Origin of the sequence: Acidithiobacillus sp. AC3 (assembly GCF_050261095.1) — a bacterium.
In the GTDB taxonomy this organism is placed as follows: domain Bacteria; phylum Pseudomonadota; class Gammaproteobacteria; order Acidithiobacillales; family Acidithiobacillaceae; genus Igneacidithiobacillus; species Igneacidithiobacillus copahuensis.
In genome coordinates this window covers 1,929,907-1,948,387 of sequence record NZ_CP189838.1, presented here as the reverse complement: position 1 = coordinate 1,948,387, position 18,481 = coordinate 1,929,907, and the positions used below count along the sequence as shown (strand labels likewise).

Sequence of the window (18,481 nt, the reverse complement as noted above, 5' to 3'; positions counted from 1 at the left end):
GGTCTAGTCTATGCCAGCGACTCCAAGATGCTCCTCAGCGTCTTTTCCATTTGCGCAAGGTGTTCAGGCTCCAGAACCAACGGCGGAGACAGAGCAATCGTGTCGCCTGTTACGCGAATCAGCAAACCCGCAGCAAACGCAGCCGTCAGTGCGGCATGGCCACGTTCTCCGGGTTTTCCGGGAATGGGTTCCAATTCTATGGCGGCCATCAGACCGAGATTGCGGATATCCACTACATGCGCAAGGCCGGCTAGACTGTGAATCATCTCCTCGAAGGCCGGCGCGACTTCCGCGGCCCGCGAAAAAAGGGCTTCGCGTTCGTAAATATCCAGGGCCGCAAGACCTGCCGCACACGCGAGCGGGTGGCCTGAGTAAGTGTAGCCGTGAAAGAACTCGATTTGTTCCTCTGGCCCCGTCATTAAAGTTTCGTGAACGGTATCGCTGACAAATACCGCCCCCATAGGGACTGCCGCATTTGTGAGGCCCTTGGCAGTTGTGAAGATGTCAGGAAGCACATCAAAAAATTGACTTGCAAATGGAGTTCCGAGACGGCCAAAGCCGGTAATGACCTCATCAAAGATCAGTAAAATACCGTGTGCGGAGCAAATTTCTCGCAGCCGTTGGAGGTAGCCCTCGGGCGGGATAATGACACCAGCGGAGCCTGCCACTGGTTCGACGATGACCGCTGCGATGCGGCCCGCACCATGCTGATCAATCAGCGTTTCCAAGGCTTCGGCTGGTTCCACCGCATAAGGCGGTAGTCCACGGCAGAAACGATGCCGTTTCTGATCCAGGGTATGCGGTAGATGGTCTACCTGAAGCAGATTGCCAAAGGCACGGCGATTGTTGGGTAGCCCGCCCACCGATATTCCACCGAACCCCACGCCATGATAGCCCTTCTCCCGGCCAATCAGTAGAGTCCGAGCAGTATCCCCCTTGGCATGATGATAGGCAAGGGCGAATTTGAGCGCAGTATCAACAGACTCTGACCCAGAGTTAGTGAAAAAGACATGGTCCAGACCCGTCGGGCTGTGTTGCGTCAGACGTTGGGCAAACTGGAAGGGAAGGGGGTGCCCCATCTGAAAGGTCGGGGCAAAATCCAGATCCGCACTTTGTTTGCTAATGGCTTGCTGAATCTCGGCTCGACAGTGACCAGCGTTTACACACCAGAGCCCGGAAGTCGCGTCCAGAATCTTTCGTCCCTCAGTATCCCAATAGAACATCCCTTCGGCGCGTTCCAAAAGGCGGGGAGCGGCCTTGAAACGGCGATTGGCGGTGAATGGCATCCAGAATGCGTCGAGCGGCATTTCTTTGGGCATTAGTGCTTCCCTAATGTGAAAAATGCAGGAACAAAAGCAATCCTCATGCCTCAGTATTCCAAAAACTGTTTTCCGAGTAGTCCAGAAAATGCCCCAACGTGGGGACCCAAAATAGTGCGATAGCATCATTATCGTGCATTATCAGCTGAAATCCTGTGTAAAAAAGTGCACGCTACCCATAGTGTTGCGCAACGGTAACTCTGGTAAGGAAAACTCTTGCACTATTTCGGATGGGAGTTTTCTGAAGATTGCTCGGTCGGACGACGTTACGCTCTATGGCACGAAGCTTGCATTTGCAGTGGCAAAAACACCTACGGTATTTTAGCGCAAGGAAAGTTCATGAGTAGAATCGTTAAAGTGGCTTTGGTGCAGGCGCCGCAGTCCGCAGGCGCAGCAGAGATGACTCCGCAAGCCATCAAGGTAGAGATGATTGGCCGTCACTTGCGGCATATCGAAAATGCTGCCGCGCAAGGTGTGCAGATACTTAGTATGCAGGAGCTCTTTTATGGTCCTTATTTCTGTCCCAGTCAGGATATCCGCTGGTATGGGTTGACCGAACCGGTACCGGAGGGAGAAACGATTAAACTGATGCAGGAGTATGCCAAAAAATATTCCATGGTATTGATTGTTCCCGTCTATGAACGGGAGATGGCCGGCGTCTATTATAATACTGCCGCTGTTATCGATGCAGATGGTCGCTATCTGGGGAAATATCGTAAGACACATATTCCCCAAGTACAAGGATTCTGGGAAAAATTCTTTTTTCGTCCTGGCAACTTAGGATATCCGGTATTCCAGACGGCGTATGCCCAAGTAGGTGTCTATATTTGCTACGATCGTCATTTCCCGGAAGGGGCGCGGGCTTTGGGGCTGCACGGTGCCGAAATTGTCTTCAACCCCTCTGCTACCGTAGCCGGACTCTCGGAATATCTCTGGAAGCTGGAGCAACCAGCTCATGCAGCAGCGAATGGGTATTTTGTCGGTGCTATAAACCGTGTCGGCACGGAAGGGCCATGGAACATTGGTGAATTTTACGGGCAAAGTTATTTTGCCAATCCCCGCGGCCAGATTATTGCCCAAGCGAGTCGGGACCAAGAGGAAGTTCTGGTGGCCGACCTGGATCTGGAGCAAATTGCCGAAGTACGTGATCTTTGGCAGTTTTATCGGGACCGACGCCCGGACTTGTATGGGCCGCTATGCCAACCATGAGGGTTTTCTGATGGAGCGGCATGCCTTGACCGAGGAGGCGGTAGCCAATCGCTTTCGGGGTATGGAAACGCGGCTGGCAGATGTCGATGCAGTTGTGGAGGCAGAACGCTGCTTTACCTGTTACGACGCTCCCTGCACCGACGCCTGCCCGGCAGCGATCGATATCCCCGCCTTTATTCGTGCCTTGGCCGTTGGCCAGCCCGCACGAGCCGCTTCCCTCATCCTTCGCGAAAATCCCTTGGGCATGAGTTGTGCCCGTGTCTGCCCGGTGGAAGCCTTGTGTGAGGCATCCTGCGTGCGTGTTTCTGATGCCGGGGGTGCCGTGCGCATCGGTCTTTTGCAGCGGTTAGCCATGGAGCACGCGCGTCCTGGAGCCACGGCGCCAGTATCGGCCGGTAGCTTTCGCGTCGCCATCATTGGTGCAGGACCGGCGGGTATGACCGTCGCACGCTTGCTGGCTGAGGAAGGGGCACAGGTCACCCTGTTGGATGGCGATAGTCGGCCGGGGGGGCTCAATGAAACGGGGATCGCTGCCTACAAAATGCTCGATGATGCGGCGCAGAAGGAGGCGGCGTGGCTCTTACGGCATCCATGCATCGAGATTCGTTTGCAGACCGTCTTGGGTCGGGATGTCACACTTGCATCCTTACGCGAGCAGTACCACGCGGTTGTTCTGGCGCTGGGCCTCGCCGCCCAACGTCGACTGCAGATCCCTGGTGAGGAGCTGCCAGGGGTTCTGCCTGCCGTTCCTTTCATCGCCGCACTGCGGCGGGGCGAGACCGTGCCGGTCGGTCGGGAAGTGGTGGTAATTGGTGGTGGTATGACCGCGATCGATATCGCTATTCAGATTCGCCTGCTGGGCGCTGGCATCGTCCACATCTGCTATCGACGGGGCATTGAAGACATGGTGGCGAGCGAGCACGAGCGCCAATTGGCGCGAGATCAAGGGGTGCTGATTCATGCAGGATTGCGGCCAGTGGAGATCCGGGAAGCCGTGGGTGGCGGCATGGAGCTGTTGATGGATTTCTGGCACAAAGAGGCGGGGAAGTGGGTCCCCTCGGGAAAGTCGGTGACTTGCTTCGCCGATCAGATCTTTACAGCGATTGGACAGACGCTGGATCAAAGTGCTTGGGTGGATGACCCAAAGTTGATGTCAGTGGCGCTCGATGCTCAGGGCAAGATTGCTGTCGATGCGCTAGGGCGCACCAATCTACCCTTTGTCTATGCGGCAGGGGATTGTGCCGGCCGCAGCCCGGATCTTACCGTGCATGCGGTTGCCGATGCCAAGCGCGTCGCCAGCGCCATTCTCGCTGATCTGAAATCTGAGGTCGCTTGATGGCATCTTTGCACAATACCTTTGTTGGCATTTCCTCGCCCAATCCTTTTTGGCTTGCCTCGGCGCCGCCCACCGATCGCGAAGTGAATGTCGAACGGGCGTTTGCGGCCGGCTGGGGTGGGGTAGTCTGGAAAACCTTGGGGATCGATCCACCAGTCGTCAACGTCAATGGTCCCCGGTATGGCTTCTGGCGTGGTGACAATCAGCGGGTGCAGGGCTTCAACAATATCGAGCTGATCAGTGACCGACCCATCGGCACAAACCTGGAAGAAATTGCCCGTATCAAATCGCGTTGGCCCGACCGCGCGGTCGTGGTTTCGGTGATGTTTCCCCTAGAAGAAGAGCAGTGGGCCCGCTGGTTGCCGGAAATTGCTGCTACCGGGGCCGACGGCATCGAACTGAACCTGGGTTGCCCTCATGGAATGTCGGAGCGCGGTATGGGCGCGGCCATGGGGCAGGCGCCACAGCTGGTGGAGGCAGTCACCCGCATGGCCAAGGCGCATACCCGTTTGCCCGTGATTGTAAAATTGACTCCCAATGTCACAGATATCACCTGGAGCGCGGTCGCGGCCAAGGCCGGCGGCGCCGACGCAGTGTCCCTGATCAACACCGTCAATTCCTTGATCAGTGTGGACCTGGATACCATGGCCCCGGTGCCCAGCATTGATGGTAAAGGCACGCACGGAGGCTATTGCGGCCCCGCAGTCAAACCCATTGCGTTGCACATGCTTGCAGAAATCGGTCGGCATCCGACTCTCGCCGGACTGCCGGTTTCCGGTATTGGCGGGGTGACCAGTTGGCGCGATGCCGCCGAGTTTCTGGCCTTGGGTGCGGGCAATGTGCAGGTCTGCACCGCCGCCATGCTCTATGGATTTCGCATCATCGAGGATCTTGCCGAGGGTCTGGAGATGTGGATGGACGAGAAAGGCTACGCAACATTGGCAGATCTGCAAGGCAGGGCCCTGCCCAACGTCTGCGACTGGAACTGCCTGAATCTGAATTACGTGACCAAGGCGGAGATTGACGCGAATCGTTGTATTGGCTGCGGACGCTGTTTCATTGCCTGTGAGGACACCTCGCACCAAGCCATTGAGAAAGTATCCGCGACCGGGCTGTACCAAGTGAAGGCCGCGGATTGTGTGGGTTGTAACCTGTGTGTAGCGGTATGTCCTGTGCCCGATTGCATAAGTATGGCGCCAATGCGCGAGGGTACGGACCCGCGAACGGGGCAAGTCATCAATTCTATTCCCCGCAGCTGGCGAGAACATCCAGCGAATCCTCTGGCGCTTTGTCACGCGATGGAACGAGAGAAGGAGTAGCCCATGTCACTCTTGATCAAGCACGGTACGGTCATCAATGCTGATCAAAGCTATGCGGCTGATGTCCTTTGTGAGGACGGAAAGATCGTCGCATTGGAACCGGGCATTTCTGCCAGCGGGATAGACACCGTGATCGATGCCCGCAATTGCCTGGTGATGCCCGGCGGCATCGATCCGCATACCCACATGCAACTACCGTTCATGGGCACGGTGGCGAGTGAGGATTTCTACTCGGGCACCGCTGCCGCGCTTGCCGGTGGCACGACGATGATCATCGATTTTGTGATCCCCAGCCCTGGGGAGCGTCTCTTGGACGCCTATCACAAATGGCGCCAGTGGGCCGAAAAGAGCTGTTGCGATTATTCCTTCCATGTCGCCGTGACTTGGTGGGATGAATCGGTCCATGACGACATGGGCACTTTGGTGCGCGACTGGGGGGTGAACAGCTTCAAGCACTTTATGGCATACAAAGGGGCCATCATGGCAGACGATGGAGTGCTCACCCAAAGTTTTCCGCGTGCCCTGGAGTTGGGAGCGTTGCCTACCGTTCATGCCGAGAACGGGGAGCTGGTGGACTATCTGCAGAAACTGCTACAAAAGAAGGGGATATTGGGCCCCGAGGGTCATCCGCAATCACGTCCCCCAAAGGTAGAGGGTGAGGCTGCACAGCGGGTCATCCAGATTGCCGGAATTCTCGGCGTGCCATTATACCTCGTGCACAATTCTGCTATCGAGTCGGTTGACGCTATTGCGGCAGCGCGGCGACAGGGCCAACGCGTCTTCGGGGAATGCCTCACCCAGCACCTTCTCATCGATGAATCAGTGTATTACGACAAAGACTGGAATCGCGCTGCCGCGCACGTCATGAGTCCGCCCTTTCGCCCCAAGGCCCATCAGGAAGCCCTTTGGGATGCGTTGTCGGGAGGCGTGTTGCAAACCACAGCAACGGATCATTGCTGCTTTTGTGGTGAGCAGAAAGAGATGGGACGTGAAAACTTTGCCAAGATTCCCAACGGTACCGCTGGAGTGGAAGATCGCATGGCCGTCCTCTGGCATCACGGGGTGAATATGGGCCGTTTGACGGCCAATGAGTTCGTCGCCCTAACCTCTACCAATGCCGCGCGGATCTTCAATATCTATCCCAGAAAAGGGGTCATTCGGGTGGGCGCCGATGCTGACCTGGTGGTCTGGGATCCTGCGCTGGTGCGTACCATTCGTGCGGAAACCCAACATCAACGGGTGGACTTTAATGTATTTGAGGGGATGGAGATCACGGGTGCTCCGGCGTACACCGTTAGCAACGGACGAATAGCTTATGCCGACGGGAAGATCCTGGCGGCAGTCGGTTCCGGTGCCTACGTAAATCGTCCAGCATTTCCAGCGTATATCCAGGCGCAAGTTCGGCAAAATGGTCGGCATCCCCTGAGATCCGTGCCACGTTCCGCTGGCAACGGTGCGGATGGAAGGCTTTGATCATGCGCTCCATCTCGCCAGAGAGCCCTAGTTTCCGCATCGCCGTTCCGGAGGGTGTAGAGCTGAGGCAATTATGCGCTGAGGCGGAGCAAACTCCCTTATACAACGAGGATCTTGCGCCGATCCCGCGGGCACGGCGCAGTTGGGGTGCCTGGAATTATACGGCCCTATGGGTCAGCATGTCGGCGGCGCTGACTAACTACACCCTGGCTTCTGGTCTGATGGCGGCGGGCATGTTGTGGTGGCAGGCGCTGTTGACCATCACCCTTGGCAATCTGATCGTCCTGATACCCATGTTGCTCAATGCCTGGGTGGGGGTGCGCTTTGGCATCCCCTTCCCGGTTTTTGTGCGTGCTGCCTTTGGCACCGAGGGCGCTAAGGTGGCGGCTATGGCCCGGGGCTTGGTGGGTTGTGGCTGGTTTGGTATCCAGACCTGGCTTGGTGGTTTGGCGCTATCGGCTTTGCTGTCACACTTCTGGACCGCGTGGATGGGGATCGCGGGCCATGAATTTTTCGCCTTTGGTGCATTCTGGCTCGTACAGATGGCTATCGTTTCCCGCGGAATGGGGGCTATCAAGCGCTTTGAAAGTGCTGCTGCACCCATCCTGCTGCTGCTGTTGCTGACGCTGATGATCTGGGCGCTCAGTGTAGGGCCAGGATTTCTCGCAACCCTGCGGGCCTCGACACAACTGACGGCATCTTCTTCTTACACGTTTTGGGAGCTATTTTGGCCAGGCCTTGCAGCCAATGTCGGAAACTGGGCGACCCTGAGTCTCAATATTCCTGATTTTACCCGGTATGCCAAATCGCAGCGGGCGCAACTGATTGGTCAGTCCATTGGACTGCCCCTCGGTATGATGGGCACGAGCTTTGTGGGACTGTTTGTCACGGCGGCCGCCTTGGAGGTTTTTCACAAGACCTTGTGGAATCCGATTGAGCTGATCCCGTACCTTACCGATAACGGCTTCCTCCTGCTTCTCGCTCTCGGAGTCATCCTACTGGCACAGACAAGCATCAATATGGGGGCTAATGTCGTCTCTCCATCCAATGACTTTTCCAATCTTGCGCCACGATGGATCAGTTTTCGCCTTGGTGGCTTACTTACCGGTATCGTGGGGATCCTGATGTGCCCTTGGCTTTTGATGGAGCATGCAGGCGCTTACATTTTCACCTGGCTGGCTGGATATGGCAGTTTATTGGGAGCGATCGCTGGAGTAATGATTGCGGACTATTGGGTCTGGCGCCGACAAGATCTGTCCTTAATCGATCTGTATCGCGTGTCGGGGCGTTACGGGCGATGGAATTGGCCGGCCTTTGTCGCCATGGCCCTGGCCATCGTTCCCCTGATCCCTGGATTCCTGACGGCGGCCGTGTCTCCGGGGGGCATCGTCAAGCATCCTGATTTTCTCGATCGAATCTATACCTACGGCTGGCTCTGGACCTTTGCGGTCGCCGGCGTTGGCTATCTCCTCCTGCAATTGCTGCGCCGTCGTCAGGCACTGCGGAGCCAATATGCCTGACCCGGTAGTCGATCCCGCGAATTCATCTCCAGCCAAGGTAGAGAGTCTGGGGGTAGCGCCAGTGCCAGAATCATCCCGCAACATGGGTCCGGGTATGCTGTTTCTGATCTGGGCACTCGCCTCTGCCTCGGCAACCACACCGGTCATTGGCTTGTTGCTCAAAGATGTGGGACTGGCCAATTTCGTGTGGCTGGTCGTTCTTGCAACCCTGATCGGGTTTTTGCCCGGCCTACTACTCGCCCATATGGGTCGTCAATTGCCCATTATCTCCATGGTCATGGCGCGCCGTACCTTTGGGGTTGGCGGAGCCACCGTGCTGGCCCTGCTCTACACGGTGGTAGGAGCGGGATGGTTTGGTTTGAACACCGATGTTGGTGGCAGCATCCTGAATAGTCTGTTCCCCGGATTTGGACTGACTTGGTACTGGTTACTGGGAGCGGCGCAAATTGCTTTGGTATTCTTCGGAATGGAGTTGTTGGAAAAATTTTATAAATACACCGCAATTCTTTTTTTACTCTGTTACGCAGTTCTGACTTGGTATCTTTTCAGCCGCTACCCCTTGCACCTGCCGATGGCCGAGAGCGCAGTTCCCTGGGGCAAGGATATCGATCTCATCCTGAGTTTCAGTCTGCTCGCTTGGGCTTATGATTTTCCCACAGTTACCCGTTTTTGCTTCCCTTGGTCCCGGCAAGAGTCCTGGTCCCGCAGTCTTGTCTTTGCGTCCATGCCCACTCTTGGGGTCATGACCGCAGTCCTGTTCATGGGTATCCTCGGGCTGGTGGCTCTGGACATGAGCGGGGAATGGAATATCGCCCTGCTGGGCAAGCAGTTGCCGGTCTGGGGAGAAATCTCGGCGGTCGGGGTGATTCTGGCCATCGCCCACACCAACGCCATGAACCTCTATCCCGCAGTAACCAAATTCCTGGCAGTTATCAACGTGGCCAATAAACGCACGTCGCGCTGGTTACAGCCCGGCGTGGTATTGGGTTTGGGGGGCTTTTCCACCTTTTTGGCGATCGTCGGCATATTGCAGTTTGTCGAGAGTTTTTTGAATTTGCTGGGTGAACTGCTTTTCCCCTTCACCTTCATTCTGTTGGTGGATTGGTTCCTTGGACGCTACTATCAAGATTCACCCAGCCGTTTCTTTCCCGGCAATCCGGATTCTCCCCGCCTTTGGTCATGGTCGGCAAGTTGGGCGGTGGCGATGCTGCTGGTGGCGATTGGGATGGATCAGCTGGAATCCTGGCTACCCATCGCGCTGACGAGGTATCTCCCATGGCAGGTGGCGTCGGCATTGTTTGCCGCGATGCTGTATGGGTTTGGTTTGATCTGGGCTGAAAGGCGTTGGACCTGGAGAGCGGCATGATGGATGCTGGAAAGTTTTCTAACCTGAGTGACGAGCTGTTGCAGGAGCTCCGCTGTGCTGCAGCCGACGCGTTACAACGATCTTGGTCGCCTTACTCCCGCTATCCGGTGGGTGCCGCTTTGCTGACCGTCTCCGGTCGAATCGTAAGCGGCTGCAATGTAGAAAATGCCGCCTATCCTTCCGGCCTCTGCGCCGAGGCTTCCGCCATTGCGCGTCTCGTGTCTGCCCATGGTGCTGAGCCTCTGGTCGCCGTCTATGTCATCTGCCAGGGCGAAGAGCCCGCCTGGCCTTGTGGGAGCTGTCGACAACGTCTCCATGAATTTGCCCACCCTGATTTGCGGGCGTATGTCTCGACCTGGGAGGGTGCCGTCCAGAGTTTGGCCTTCACCGATCTGTTTCCGCAGAGTTTTGGACCGCAAAACCTGGGCTTCCATTTGCTAGGGGAATGACCATTGCGTGCTCGCATTCGTGGTTACCTGCCGGAAGACTTTTCTGGCACAGAATACCAATCATCCAGCGATAATTTTCACTGTAGTGAACTGCCGGTCTTTGATTGCGAAGTGCGCGATGCTCGGCCAGATCTGGACTCGCTATCGCCCCAGCAAATGCTGGAACGATCAGGTTTTACGTTACTGACGGGGAGCCGAGTCAACGAAACACATCCGGATTTTCGTGACCTGGCCTTTGCTGACGCTTACGCTGCGGTGCACTCGCTGTTTCCTGAACAGCGCTTTGAACTCTTTGCCAATCCCCAGTACATTACGGTGCGTCGGTCCGGGGAAGGTGAGGTCGTGCCGTGTCTGCACTCTGACTACAGTCTCAGTGCGCAGGAATACTGGCGCACGCTGGCCTGCTTCACTAGCGCGGCGAACGCGGATGACTGGAAACGGGATTTTGCGCGCCCGGACGTACGCTCCTACCGGGTCTTCAATGTCTGGCGGATTCTCCAAAGCGACTATGACGACTTCATGCCTCTGGGACTCATAAGGCGAAGCAGCGTACAGCCCGAGGATATTGTGCTTGGGCGGGAGGACTTGCCCGGTAGCCCCGATGGTCAAGCCAGCACCTTTCTTCGGCTGCGCCATAAGCCAAATCATGACTGGGTGTACTTCCCACGCATGCAGGATCACGAGATGATTGTTTTCCAATCTTTTGCGTTGGAAAAGGGTGGCGACAGCCCCGCCTGGCCCGGATGCTTTCACGCCGCGATCGACAATTCTTCATCGACCTTCACCAAGCCATCGCGGGTGAGTTGTGAATATCGGATCGGTGTGTACCTATCCGACTGATTACGAACCAGTTAGATCTCCAACATTTCAAAGTCGTTTTTGCCAGTTCCGCAATCAGGACAGACCCAGTCTTCTGGAACATCCTCCCAGGCGGTACCGGGTGCCAGCCCATGCTCCAGACTACCCGCCTCCTCGTCATACACAAACCCACAAATCATACAGATCCAGGTTTTCATCGCATTCCTCCTATTGAAATCGTAAGCCCATTTCCCGCAAGCGTCGACGATAGGCTACCGATGCCCGATCGGCGGCAAAATGTGCCTCTGCTGCAGGATCTAGGGGCAGTATCCGGGGCCACTGGCTCTCCACCATCTCCTGGTCTTCGGCAAAGATTTGTGCATTGAAGGCGTAGACCTCATCCAACGGGCCGGTGGTATCAAAATTGCGCGTAAGGGGCACGAAGAGGCGAGTGCTGGTCGCAGTCATGGGGCAAGCCGCATTGAGAATGTTCAATAGGCCATGATCGGGAAAATGTACCGTAAGGCGGGCAGTGAACGGTGGATAGATGGCAAAGGCCCGGCGCCAGAGAAATCCCTCGGGAGCCAAGTGCTGTAACCCTTTGGGGAAATTGCTCACGGTGCTGACATAATCGCTGTAAATTGCGTCGCCGTCAGCGTGAACCTCGTAATTGGGCACCACCGGGTTGTCAGGATCCGCAAAGGCATTGTGGTGGACGAAGGCAAAGTGGGCAACGTCTATGAATCCTTCCACTTGACGTCCGGCTGATCCCTTGATGTCTACAAAAGGCGGAACGATTTGTTGGTGACCGCTTTCCTCCCAGCTTGGCATTGGTGGGATCTTCGGCTCTCCCTGCGGTCGCAGGCAGGTCCAGATCAGCCCGTAACGCTCAACCGCAGGAAAGGACTGAAGACAGAATCGTGATGAGGGAGGCAGCCCAGGTTGTGCGGGGATTTGCGTGCAAGTGCCATCACCGGCAAAGCGCAGGCCATGATAGGCACAGACCAGATGATCATCGCATATGGATCCTTTGCTCAGGGGGACCCCTCGATGGGGACAGCGATCCAGGGCTACCGATACCCCCTCAGCACTGCGCCACAGAACCAGGGGTACATCCAGCAAACGCATGGCAATGGGCTGGGCAGCAAGATCGGCCAAACGCGCCACGGGATACCAGTACCGTGCAAGAATATCCCAATCTTCGTGGGAAAAACTGCGTTGGTCACAGAGGAGTTCTGCGGGCATGGTAGAAGACTTGGACATCTGGGTTCTCCCTTTTCGAACGGCATCAGAGTCCAGTATAAGAAACGCATCCATTGCAAAAAAGAAAAAATTTTGCACATACTAGATGCAATTAATGCAATCATATGGGGTGGCGAATATGTGGGCTTTTTCTCGTTTTGTCCGCTATTTCGACGCAGCAGCCAGGCACGGCTCCATGCGCAAGGCGGGGGAGGTACTGCATATCTCTTCCTCCTCGGTGGATCGGCAGATCCTGCATATCGAGGAAGAAATTGGGGTTCCCCTCTTTGAGCGCCAATCGCAGGGGCTACGCTTGACCGCAGCCGGGGAACAAGTGCTCCATGCTCTGCGCAAATGGCAGAACGAAATGCAATCCTTACAGTCGCGTATCGAGGATTTGAAGGGCATCCGTCGCGGTACAGTGGCGCTCGCTACCATTGAGGGAGCCGCATCGGAGTTTGTTGCCAGTGCGATTCTGGAATTTCATCAGCGCTACCCCGGCGTAACTTTTGAGGTGCAGGTCTATGGTGCACAACAGGTTACCGAAACTGTTCTTCGCGGCGACGTGGATTTTGGCCTGACGATCAACCCGCGTCTCAGCCCTGGCCTACGTATCTTGGAACGAAGGGATTTTCGGATTGGCGCGGTGCTGGCGCCGGATCATCCCCTGGTGGCGCAGAGTTCGATACGCCTTTCTGATTGCATGCCCTATAAGCTCGTGATTGCCGATACCTCTCTCGACTTGCGGGTGATCGTCAACCAGATCCTGGCACGGGCGTCGGCTCAGCCGGAGGTGATCGCCAGCTCCAACAGTATCTTGCTGATGAAGGAGCTGGTAAGGCGTGGCTTGGGTGTGGGCCTGCTGACCAAAATGGATGCCGGTAAAGAGATTTCTGCGGGGGAATTGGTCTACGTACCCCTCGCAGACCGGCATATCCCTTCCTCGGTGCTCAGTCTGTGCATGAGTGCTGAGCGACAACTTTCTCTGCCAGCGGCAGCGCTATTGGAGATTCTGCAGGATCGTTTACCATCCTGGTAGCGCTCAGTAGACATCCTGGCAGAAACGTCCCGCTAGCTGAAGCTCAGCCCAGTAGGCGCGGGCATCCTCCGCGCTGAGACCGCCATATTCCTCGGTGATGTGTTGCAAGGTTTCGCTCACCCCTTTAGCCAGCCGTTGCCGGCTGCCGCACAGATAGACAACGGCGCCCTGCTGGAGCCAGTCCCAGAACAGGGCGGCATTCTCCTGAATACGGTGCTGAACGTAAATTGCCTCCACCTGATCCCTCGAAAACGCGGTATCCAAACGGTGCAGGTGCCCACTGTGTTGCCAGCGCTGGATTTTGTCAGCAAAGTGGAAATCGGAGGCAGCATGCCTTTCGCCGAAGAACAGCCAATTCTTGCCGTGGTCACCACGTGCCTCTCGTTCCTGCAAAAATCCAAGGAAAGGTGCGAGCCCGCTGCCGGCGCCGATCATGATGATGGGCACATCCTCTGCGGGCAGGCGGAACTTGGGATTGGCGTGGACGTTCACGCGCAACTCGACACCATGATCGAGACGGGCTAGATAGTCAGTGCACAGGCCCCCATCAGAGCGTTGCGCGGTGACGAGCAAGTGCACTTGCTCAGGATTGACGCTAGCACTGGAAGCGATGGAATAGCGCCGCGGCTGCAGAGGGCGCAGGCGCTCTACAAATGTCTGTGCAGACTCGTTGGGGAGTTTTTCCCGTAGCGCCTTGGCGCTCCAGCGGCGAATATCCAGATGCTTGGTAAAGGCTTCGTGGAGAGACATGGAGCAATTGCCGATGCGAACCTCCTCCGTGCCGCCAAAGCCAGATACCGCCAAAAAGGCATCTACCTCCTGCGACAGATTCTCCGGCAGTATCAACAGTAGGTCTCCAGTTTGATAGTGGAGTCCAGTTTCAGCTATATCCACGATGCAATGAAGCAGAAAACGCTCATGCTGCATGTGTCCAAGTTGTGTACTAGTGAGTAGACGAGCGTGCGCGAAGGAAGACGCCTTACTGGATCCCTCGGGCAAAACACGCAAAGAAGGCGCAGGTGGCGGAGTGGGTGTTGCCGGGGAACAGAGGCCAAGGAGTTTTGACTGCCAGGAGACGATGCTGTCGCTGTCTATTGCCTCTGACTCCAGACACGGAAGCAGGGTGTTAGCGCCCAGATCTCGTAAGCGTTGGTCCAAACGACGCCCGTGGGCGCAGAAAGTATCGAAAGAGCGATCGCCAATACCCAACACTGCATACCGCAGAGCCTCCAGTCGGGGCATGTCTGCCTGACTGAGTGCCAGCCAGAATTCGCGGCCATTGTCCGGGGCTTCCCCATCACCAAAGGTACTGCTGACAAAAATGACGGTTCCCCAGCGATGTAACGCCTGCGGAGACAACCCGTCCATGGCTGTGCAGTCTGCGGTGATGCCGCTGTCTCGCAAGCGCTGCGTCAGGGCAATCGCCAGCGCTTCTGCAGAGCCCGTCTGCGAGGCGTAGAGCACCAATACTGTCGCAGGAATCGCGCCCACAGCAGTAATGCGTGTCGATCTCTGCTCTGCCGCAACCCTCTGCGGCGCGTCCGCCACGGACCAGTCTTCGGGCTCTTTTCGAAAGGCCTGGCGAATGGCTTGTCGCCAGGCTAGGCCAATTTCGTCGCCGCGTGCGTGGGCTTGCGCGGTGTTGGCCAAGGGTACGTCGTGACTGGGCAGTCGCTCGGTCATGGCTACGTCTTCTTCGATGACGCGGGTTTCGAACGCGAGCATCTCCTCCAGTAGCGTGGCTTCGCCCCAGTTGTAGGCCAATAGCTTATAGATGCGGGTGCTTTGGCCATCTTCTGGTTGCGCAATAAGGGCGATCATGTCCTGCCGATCGCTACCCGGAAACTCCGCCAATAACCGGCATTGGTAGGGCAAGGTGCAATGATAGTGACCGAGGCGGGTCAGGAGTGGCCCCGAACCGTTCGAAAAAAAGGTCTGATGGTGCAGTACGACCTCGTTGGCGTTACGTTCGACATGGTACGACCGGATCGGGTCGGGAGACGTCAAGCCAAAGCTCTTTCCATGCAGATAGTAAAAATGGGTGACGTCGAGAAAATTATCGACGATTTGGGCGGCAGAGGCGCGGGTACGCAGGGGCGGCATGATCTCCGTGCGAAACTTGGAGTCACTCCATTCGGGGATCTCGATCAACGGCACCTTTGGTGGCCTTGGCGCGAGCCAGACCAGGCCGTAGCGTACCTCTAGGCCGGCGGGAGCTTGAGCGGCGGTACTTTTCGGTGGTACTTGCGTACCCATGGCCGGAATGTGCACGCAATGACCATCGTCGGCAAAACGCCAACCGTGGTAAGGACACTCCAGGGCGCCATCGATCACGCAACCCGCGGAAAGGGGAGCATTGCGATGTGGACATTGGTCGCGAAGAGCCATCAGCTTGCCAGCGACCCGCACGAGAACCCAGGATTCGCCGAGTAGTCGCACCTGCAGGGGCTGCTCACCGACTTCCTCGACAAGCGCGACAGGATGCCACGCATGTGCAAGCTCGGGTGTCAAATTGTTGAGGACCTCTGGGAAGCTGGACATGGTGCGTCTCTTGGGAAAATGACCAGATAGCCAAACTATAGAGACGCTTTTCGTTGCATAAAAGAAGAGTTTATGCAGCAATCCATTGCAATTACTGCATCCCTCCCCGGTCCTTGTTGGGCGGCCCAAAGAATCGTGCCAGAGGGTCGAGTATCCCAACTACGTGGCGATTCGCGGGGTTTCTCCATGATGTTCCGGACCAAAGAGCGATATTGGGAGCCCAGGTGACGCTAGTCCGAGTCTGCAAACTACCAACCCTGGAAGTGGCGTTTCCTGAAGTGTTGCGTTTTATGAACCGCTTCTAGGAAAAAATAGCGCTTTATAGGGGGCAACATTTCTTGTTGACTGTCTGCAACAACCGGGGCTGACCTTGTTCATGCGGCGTTTTGTGCGATTCATGACGGTTTAAGGGTCGCTTGCGGTTGTTTCATTGTGAGCTTGCAGCAGATAAAGAGGGAGAAGCTATGAAACACCAATCAGGTCAGACAGCGCCTTCAGTGCGCGGAAAAGTGGTATGGATGGCTGTGTTATCTGCGGTGTCTGCCTTATATATGGTTCAGGCCAGAGCGGGCGGCGAAGCGCCCGTGGGCACCGTCACGGCAGATGCGCAAAGCGCAGCTACAGTCACGAACATTGCGGGTGTGAAGAGAATCGCTCCACCGGAGAAGGCAGTGACCTCTGTCAGCAAGAAAACGGTAGACCATGCCTCTCCAGCGCAAAATTTCCAATCAGTGCTGAAACATGTGCCAGGGATGAATGTCATTTCCCAAGGTCCCGGTAACCTGTCGGCAACGGACAATGAATTTACCTATCAGGGTTTTACCAGTAGCCAAATGGCGTCTAACTTTGATGGAGTTCCAATTATTAACGTGTTTCGCGGAGGTGTCGGTGGGACTGGTGACGATCATGCCTTCACCCCTTTGACAATGGGGCAGATATCGACTGTAAAAGTATTTAGTGGTGCCAATCAGCCATCCCAAAACGGAATCAATTCGTTAGGTGGAACGATTTCCTATGAGCCGGCTCTGCCAGAGCCGAAGTTCTACATTGACCTGGATTCCTCCGGTGGAAAGTATGGCTATCGAGGTGGCAACTATACCTCCGGTTTTGCAGTGAATTCCGGCACTCTTCCTGGAACCGGCACGGAAATGTTGTTCAAATATGCTTACACTCATGCGCCCAGCTTCCTGAATAATGTCTATGCGAATATTAATTCCTACTATGCGGCAATCGTTCAGCCTTATAACAATGGGCTGTCCCAAATCAAGTTGGTCGCTGTCTACAACAACGAGCAGGCGCGACAACCAACGTTGGTGCCCCTGGCGTTGATTGACAAATACGGTCGTTCCTATCAGCCGCCACTGGGCGTCGCATATAGCGCGACCCACACGCATGCGTTGAATGTGATCCTTTCCTGGAAGAGCCTTCTCAATGAGTACATGATGGCAAAGACCAAGGTCTTTATCCAACAGCAGTCTGCCAATCGCACCTCCTTTACCAGCGCTGCATATTACGATCCAACGCACTATGGCTATGCCATCTATGACGGGTATCCCGTGGGTACCAACCTCGAACCCTGGGCCTCGCCGCCTTCCACCAACAACAGCTATGATCCTACGGCTCTGTTCGGATCGGGCGTCAACGGTACGCAATATCATAATTATATCGATGATATTCAGAGCGTTGGATTTTTACCTTCCGTATCCTTCTTTGCCCCTCACAACACGGTGGAGCTCGGTGCTTTAGTAGATTACAGCCAGGACCATAGCGCTGAGTATTGGTATGGTAGTTCGCCCGTGCCCAACATCGATGGTTACAACAATGCCTGGAATGAACATGATACCAGGAATTTTAATTATGTTTATCTCCAGGACAACATTGACCTTCTGGATGGTAAGCTACACGTGTATCCTGGGCTGAAATACAATATCGTCAATACTGGCTGCGATGATATTGCCGGATACTATTATACCTACGGTGGGCATGTGGGAAATTCCTATTTCTTCTGGGAGCCGTCTCTCGGGTTTTCTTACACCCCGATACACGATGTCAACCTGTTCTTCTCTGTCGGTAAAACCAATAAGGTTCCCAATATCAGCGCGTATTATTCCGCCATTGGCGCAACCCCCACTCCGGCTGCTATCAGTGTCAAGCCTGAAGGGGATATCAGCTACGATTTCGGTGTGCGCTACAGCGGCTCGGCAATTTCTGGAAGCTTGTCGTTTTTCCGTAGAAACTTCACCAATATCTTTAGCGAATATTATGATTCTGCTACGGGTCAGACGTTCGAGTATAATAATGGCGCTGCTTTGTATCAGGGGGCAACGTTGGGGCTTGAGGTGCCGGTTGCTGACCATGTTGGCTTGTTTGGTACCTACAATTACACCAGTGCGAAATATGCCACCTTATCGGTTGGGACCAATGGCACCTCGTACCCTGGCGAATATCGGCCTTACGTTCCCACCTACACGGCAACGGCTGGCGTGCGCTATCAAAATGGCGGACTCTATGCGGCATTGACGGGGCACTTCGTCGGTCGGCAATATATGGCGACGAACAAAGGTCAGACGATCGGTCTGACGCTTCCAGCATACGATACCTTGGATTTCTCTGCCTCGTATGAGATGCCGTTGCACTGGGATATGATCAAATCCGTCAAATTTGGTCTATACGCCGACAATATTCTCAACAATAACTACTTGGTGTATGCCGAGCAAATGCTGAAACCCTATTCTTATCTTCAGGGGCAAGCAGGCGCGCCAGTGTTTGTTGGTGGAAATGTTCGGGTGCGCTTCGACTGACATTTGAGCAGCTGTCTTACTGTGGTCCTGGGGTGCGCTAAGCTCCTGCGCATCCCTCTATGGAGTAGC

At 55.7% G+C, this 18,481-nt stretch carries 14 protein-coding genes; 10 read left to right on the top strand and 4 right to left on the bottom strand.

Annotated elements, in window-relative coordinates:
• Positions 1-8: 8 nt before the first annotated feature.
• Positions 9-1,319 (bottom strand): omega-aminotransferase AptA, encoded by a 1,311-nt coding sequence (gene aptA / locus ACQAYK_RS09785; protein WP_226827477.1) that lies wholly within the window; start codon positions 1,317-1,319, stop codon positions 9-11.
• A 216-nt stretch (positions 1,320-1,535) separates the two neighbouring features.
• Here aptA and ACQAYK_RS09780 point away from each other — a divergent pair, with 216 nt between their 5' ends.
• From ACQAYK_RS09780 to ACQAYK_RS09745, 8 genes are read left to right on the top strand one after another with little or no spacing between them, the layout of a single operon-like run.
• A complete protein-coding gene (locus ACQAYK_RS09780; protein ID WP_480082166.1) occupies positions 1,536-2,528 on the top strand; it encodes a nitrilase-related carbon-nitrogen hydrolase in 993 nt (330 codons plus the stop codon).
• Positions 2,452-3,864 (top strand): FAD-dependent oxidoreductase, encoded by a 1,413-nt coding sequence (locus ACQAYK_RS09775; protein ID WP_215870752.1) that lies wholly within the window; start codon positions 2,452-2,454, stop codon positions 3,862-3,864. The genes ACQAYK_RS09780 and ACQAYK_RS09775 overlap by 77 nt, the downstream gene beginning before the upstream one ends.
• On the top strand, positions 3,864-5,183 hold the full coding sequence (preA, locus tag ACQAYK_RS09770) for an NAD-dependent dihydropyrimidine dehydrogenase subunit PreA (RefSeq protein ID WP_215870753.1): 1,320 nt from the start codon (positions 3,864-3,866) through the stop codon (positions 5,181-5,183). The genes ACQAYK_RS09775 and preA overlap by 1 nt, the downstream gene beginning before the upstream one ends.
• Positions 5,184-5,186: 3 nt before the next feature.
• Complete coding sequence (hydA, locus tag ACQAYK_RS09765) at positions 5,187-6,656, top strand: dihydropyrimidinase (protein WP_215870754.1); 1,470 nt, start codon at positions 5,187-5,189, stop codon at positions 6,654-6,656.
• A gap of 2 nt (positions 6,657-6,658) precedes the next feature.
• On the top strand, positions 6,659-8,176 hold the full coding sequence (locus ACQAYK_RS09760; RefSeq protein WP_215870755.1) for an NCS1 family nucleobase:cation symporter-1: 1,518 nt from the start codon (positions 6,659-6,661) through the stop codon (positions 8,174-8,176).
• A complete protein-coding gene (locus ACQAYK_RS09755; RefSeq protein WP_215870756.1) occupies positions 8,169-9,542 on the top strand; it encodes a purine-cytosine permease family protein in 1,374 nt (457 codons plus the stop codon). The genes ACQAYK_RS09760 and ACQAYK_RS09755 overlap by 8 nt, the downstream gene beginning before the upstream one ends.
• On the top strand, positions 9,539-9,991 hold the full coding sequence (gene cdd, locus ACQAYK_RS09750; RefSeq protein ID WP_215870757.1) for a cytidine deaminase: 453 nt from the start codon (positions 9,539-9,541) through the stop codon (positions 9,989-9,991). The genes ACQAYK_RS09755 and cdd overlap by 4 nt, the downstream gene beginning before the upstream one ends.
• Positions 9,992-9,994: 3 nt before the next feature.
• Positions 9,995-10,831, top strand: coding sequence for a CmcJ/NvfI family oxidoreductase (locus ACQAYK_RS09745; RefSeq protein ID WP_215870758.1), 837 nt, complete (start codon positions 9,995-9,997; stop codon positions 10,829-10,831).
• 11 nt (positions 10,832-10,842) lie between these two features.
• Here ACQAYK_RS09745 and ACQAYK_RS09740 read toward each other — a convergent pair whose 3' ends face one another.
• Both ACQAYK_RS09740 and ACQAYK_RS09735 read right to left on the bottom strand, forming a co-directional pair.
• Positions 10,843-11,007 carry a rubredoxin gene (locus ACQAYK_RS09740; RefSeq protein WP_215870759.1) on the bottom strand — a complete coding sequence of 55 codons (165 nt, stop codon included), beginning with the start codon at positions 11,005-11,007 and terminating at the stop codon, positions 10,843-10,845.
• A gap of 10 nt (positions 11,008-11,017) precedes the next feature.
• On the bottom strand, positions 11,018-12,052 hold the full coding sequence (locus ACQAYK_RS09735; protein WP_226827475.1) for an aromatic ring-hydroxylating dioxygenase subunit alpha: 1,035 nt from the start codon (positions 12,050-12,052) through the stop codon (positions 11,018-11,020).
• A 118-nt stretch (positions 12,053-12,170) separates the two neighbouring features.
• On the opposite strand from ACQAYK_RS09735, the gene ACQAYK_RS09730 reads away from it, so the two are divergent.
• On the top strand, positions 12,171-13,070 hold the full coding sequence (locus ACQAYK_RS09730; protein ID WP_215870760.1) for a LysR family transcriptional regulator: 900 nt from the start codon (positions 12,171-12,173) through the stop codon (positions 13,068-13,070).
• 3 nt (positions 13,071-13,073) lie between these two features.
• Here the strand turns inward: ACQAYK_RS09730 and ACQAYK_RS09725 are convergent, their stop codons facing one another.
• Positions 13,074-15,611, bottom strand: a complete 2,538-nt coding sequence (locus ACQAYK_RS09725) for a flavodoxin domain-containing protein (protein WP_215870761.1) — start codon at positions 15,609-15,611, stop codon at positions 13,074-13,076.
• Positions 15,612-16,075: 464 nt separating this feature from the next.
• Between ACQAYK_RS09725 and ACQAYK_RS09720 the strand changes: the two genes are divergently transcribed.
• Positions 16,076-18,412, top strand: a complete 2,337-nt coding sequence (locus tag ACQAYK_RS09720) for a TonB-dependent receptor (protein WP_215870762.1) — start codon at positions 16,076-16,078, stop codon at positions 18,410-18,412.
• The last annotated feature ends 69 nt before the right edge of the window (positions 18,413-18,481 follow it).

What these genes read in the sequence shown, in the direction of transcription:
- ACQAYK_RS09760 (WP_215870755.1), top strand. Translation starts at nt 6,659, where the DNA reads ATGCGCTCCATCTCGCCAGAGAGCCCTAGTTTCCGCATCGCCGTTCCG.
- hydA (WP_215870754.1), top strand. Translation starts at nt 5,187, where the DNA reads ATGTCACTCTTGATCAAGCACGGTACGGTCATCAATGCTGATCAAAGC.
- ACQAYK_RS09725 (WP_215870761.1), bottom strand. Translation starts at nt 15,611, where the DNA reads ATGTCCAGCTTCCCAGAGGTCCTCAACAATTTGACACCCGAGCTTGCA.
- aptA (WP_226827477.1), bottom strand. Translation starts at nt 1,319, where the DNA reads ATGCCCAAAGAAATGCCGCTCGACGCATTCTGGATGCCATTCACCGCC.
- ACQAYK_RS09740 (WP_215870759.1), bottom strand. Translation starts at nt 11,007, where the DNA reads ATGAAAACCTGGATCTGTATGATTTGTGGGTTTGTGTATGACGAGGAG.
- preA (WP_215870753.1), top strand. Translation starts at nt 3,864, where the DNA reads ATGGCATCTTTGCACAATACCTTTGTTGGCATTTCCTCGCCCAATCCT.
- ACQAYK_RS09755 (WP_215870756.1), top strand. Translation starts at nt 8,169, where the DNA reads ATGCCTGACCCGGTAGTCGATCCCGCGAATTCATCTCCAGCCAAGGTA.
- ACQAYK_RS09730 (WP_215870760.1), top strand. Translation starts at nt 12,171, where the DNA reads ATGTGGGCTTTTTCTCGTTTTGTCCGCTATTTCGACGCAGCAGCCAGG.
- ACQAYK_RS09720 (WP_215870762.1), top strand. Translation starts at nt 16,076, where the DNA reads ATGAAACACCAATCAGGTCAGACAGCGCCTTCAGTGCGCGGAAAAGTG.
- cdd (WP_215870757.1), top strand. Translation starts at nt 9,539, where the DNA reads ATGATGGATGCTGGAAAGTTTTCTAACCTGAGTGACGAGCTGTTGCAG.
- ACQAYK_RS09735 (WP_226827475.1), bottom strand. Translation starts at nt 12,052, where the DNA reads ATGTCCAAGTCTTCTACCATGCCCGCAGAACTCCTCTGTGACCAACGC.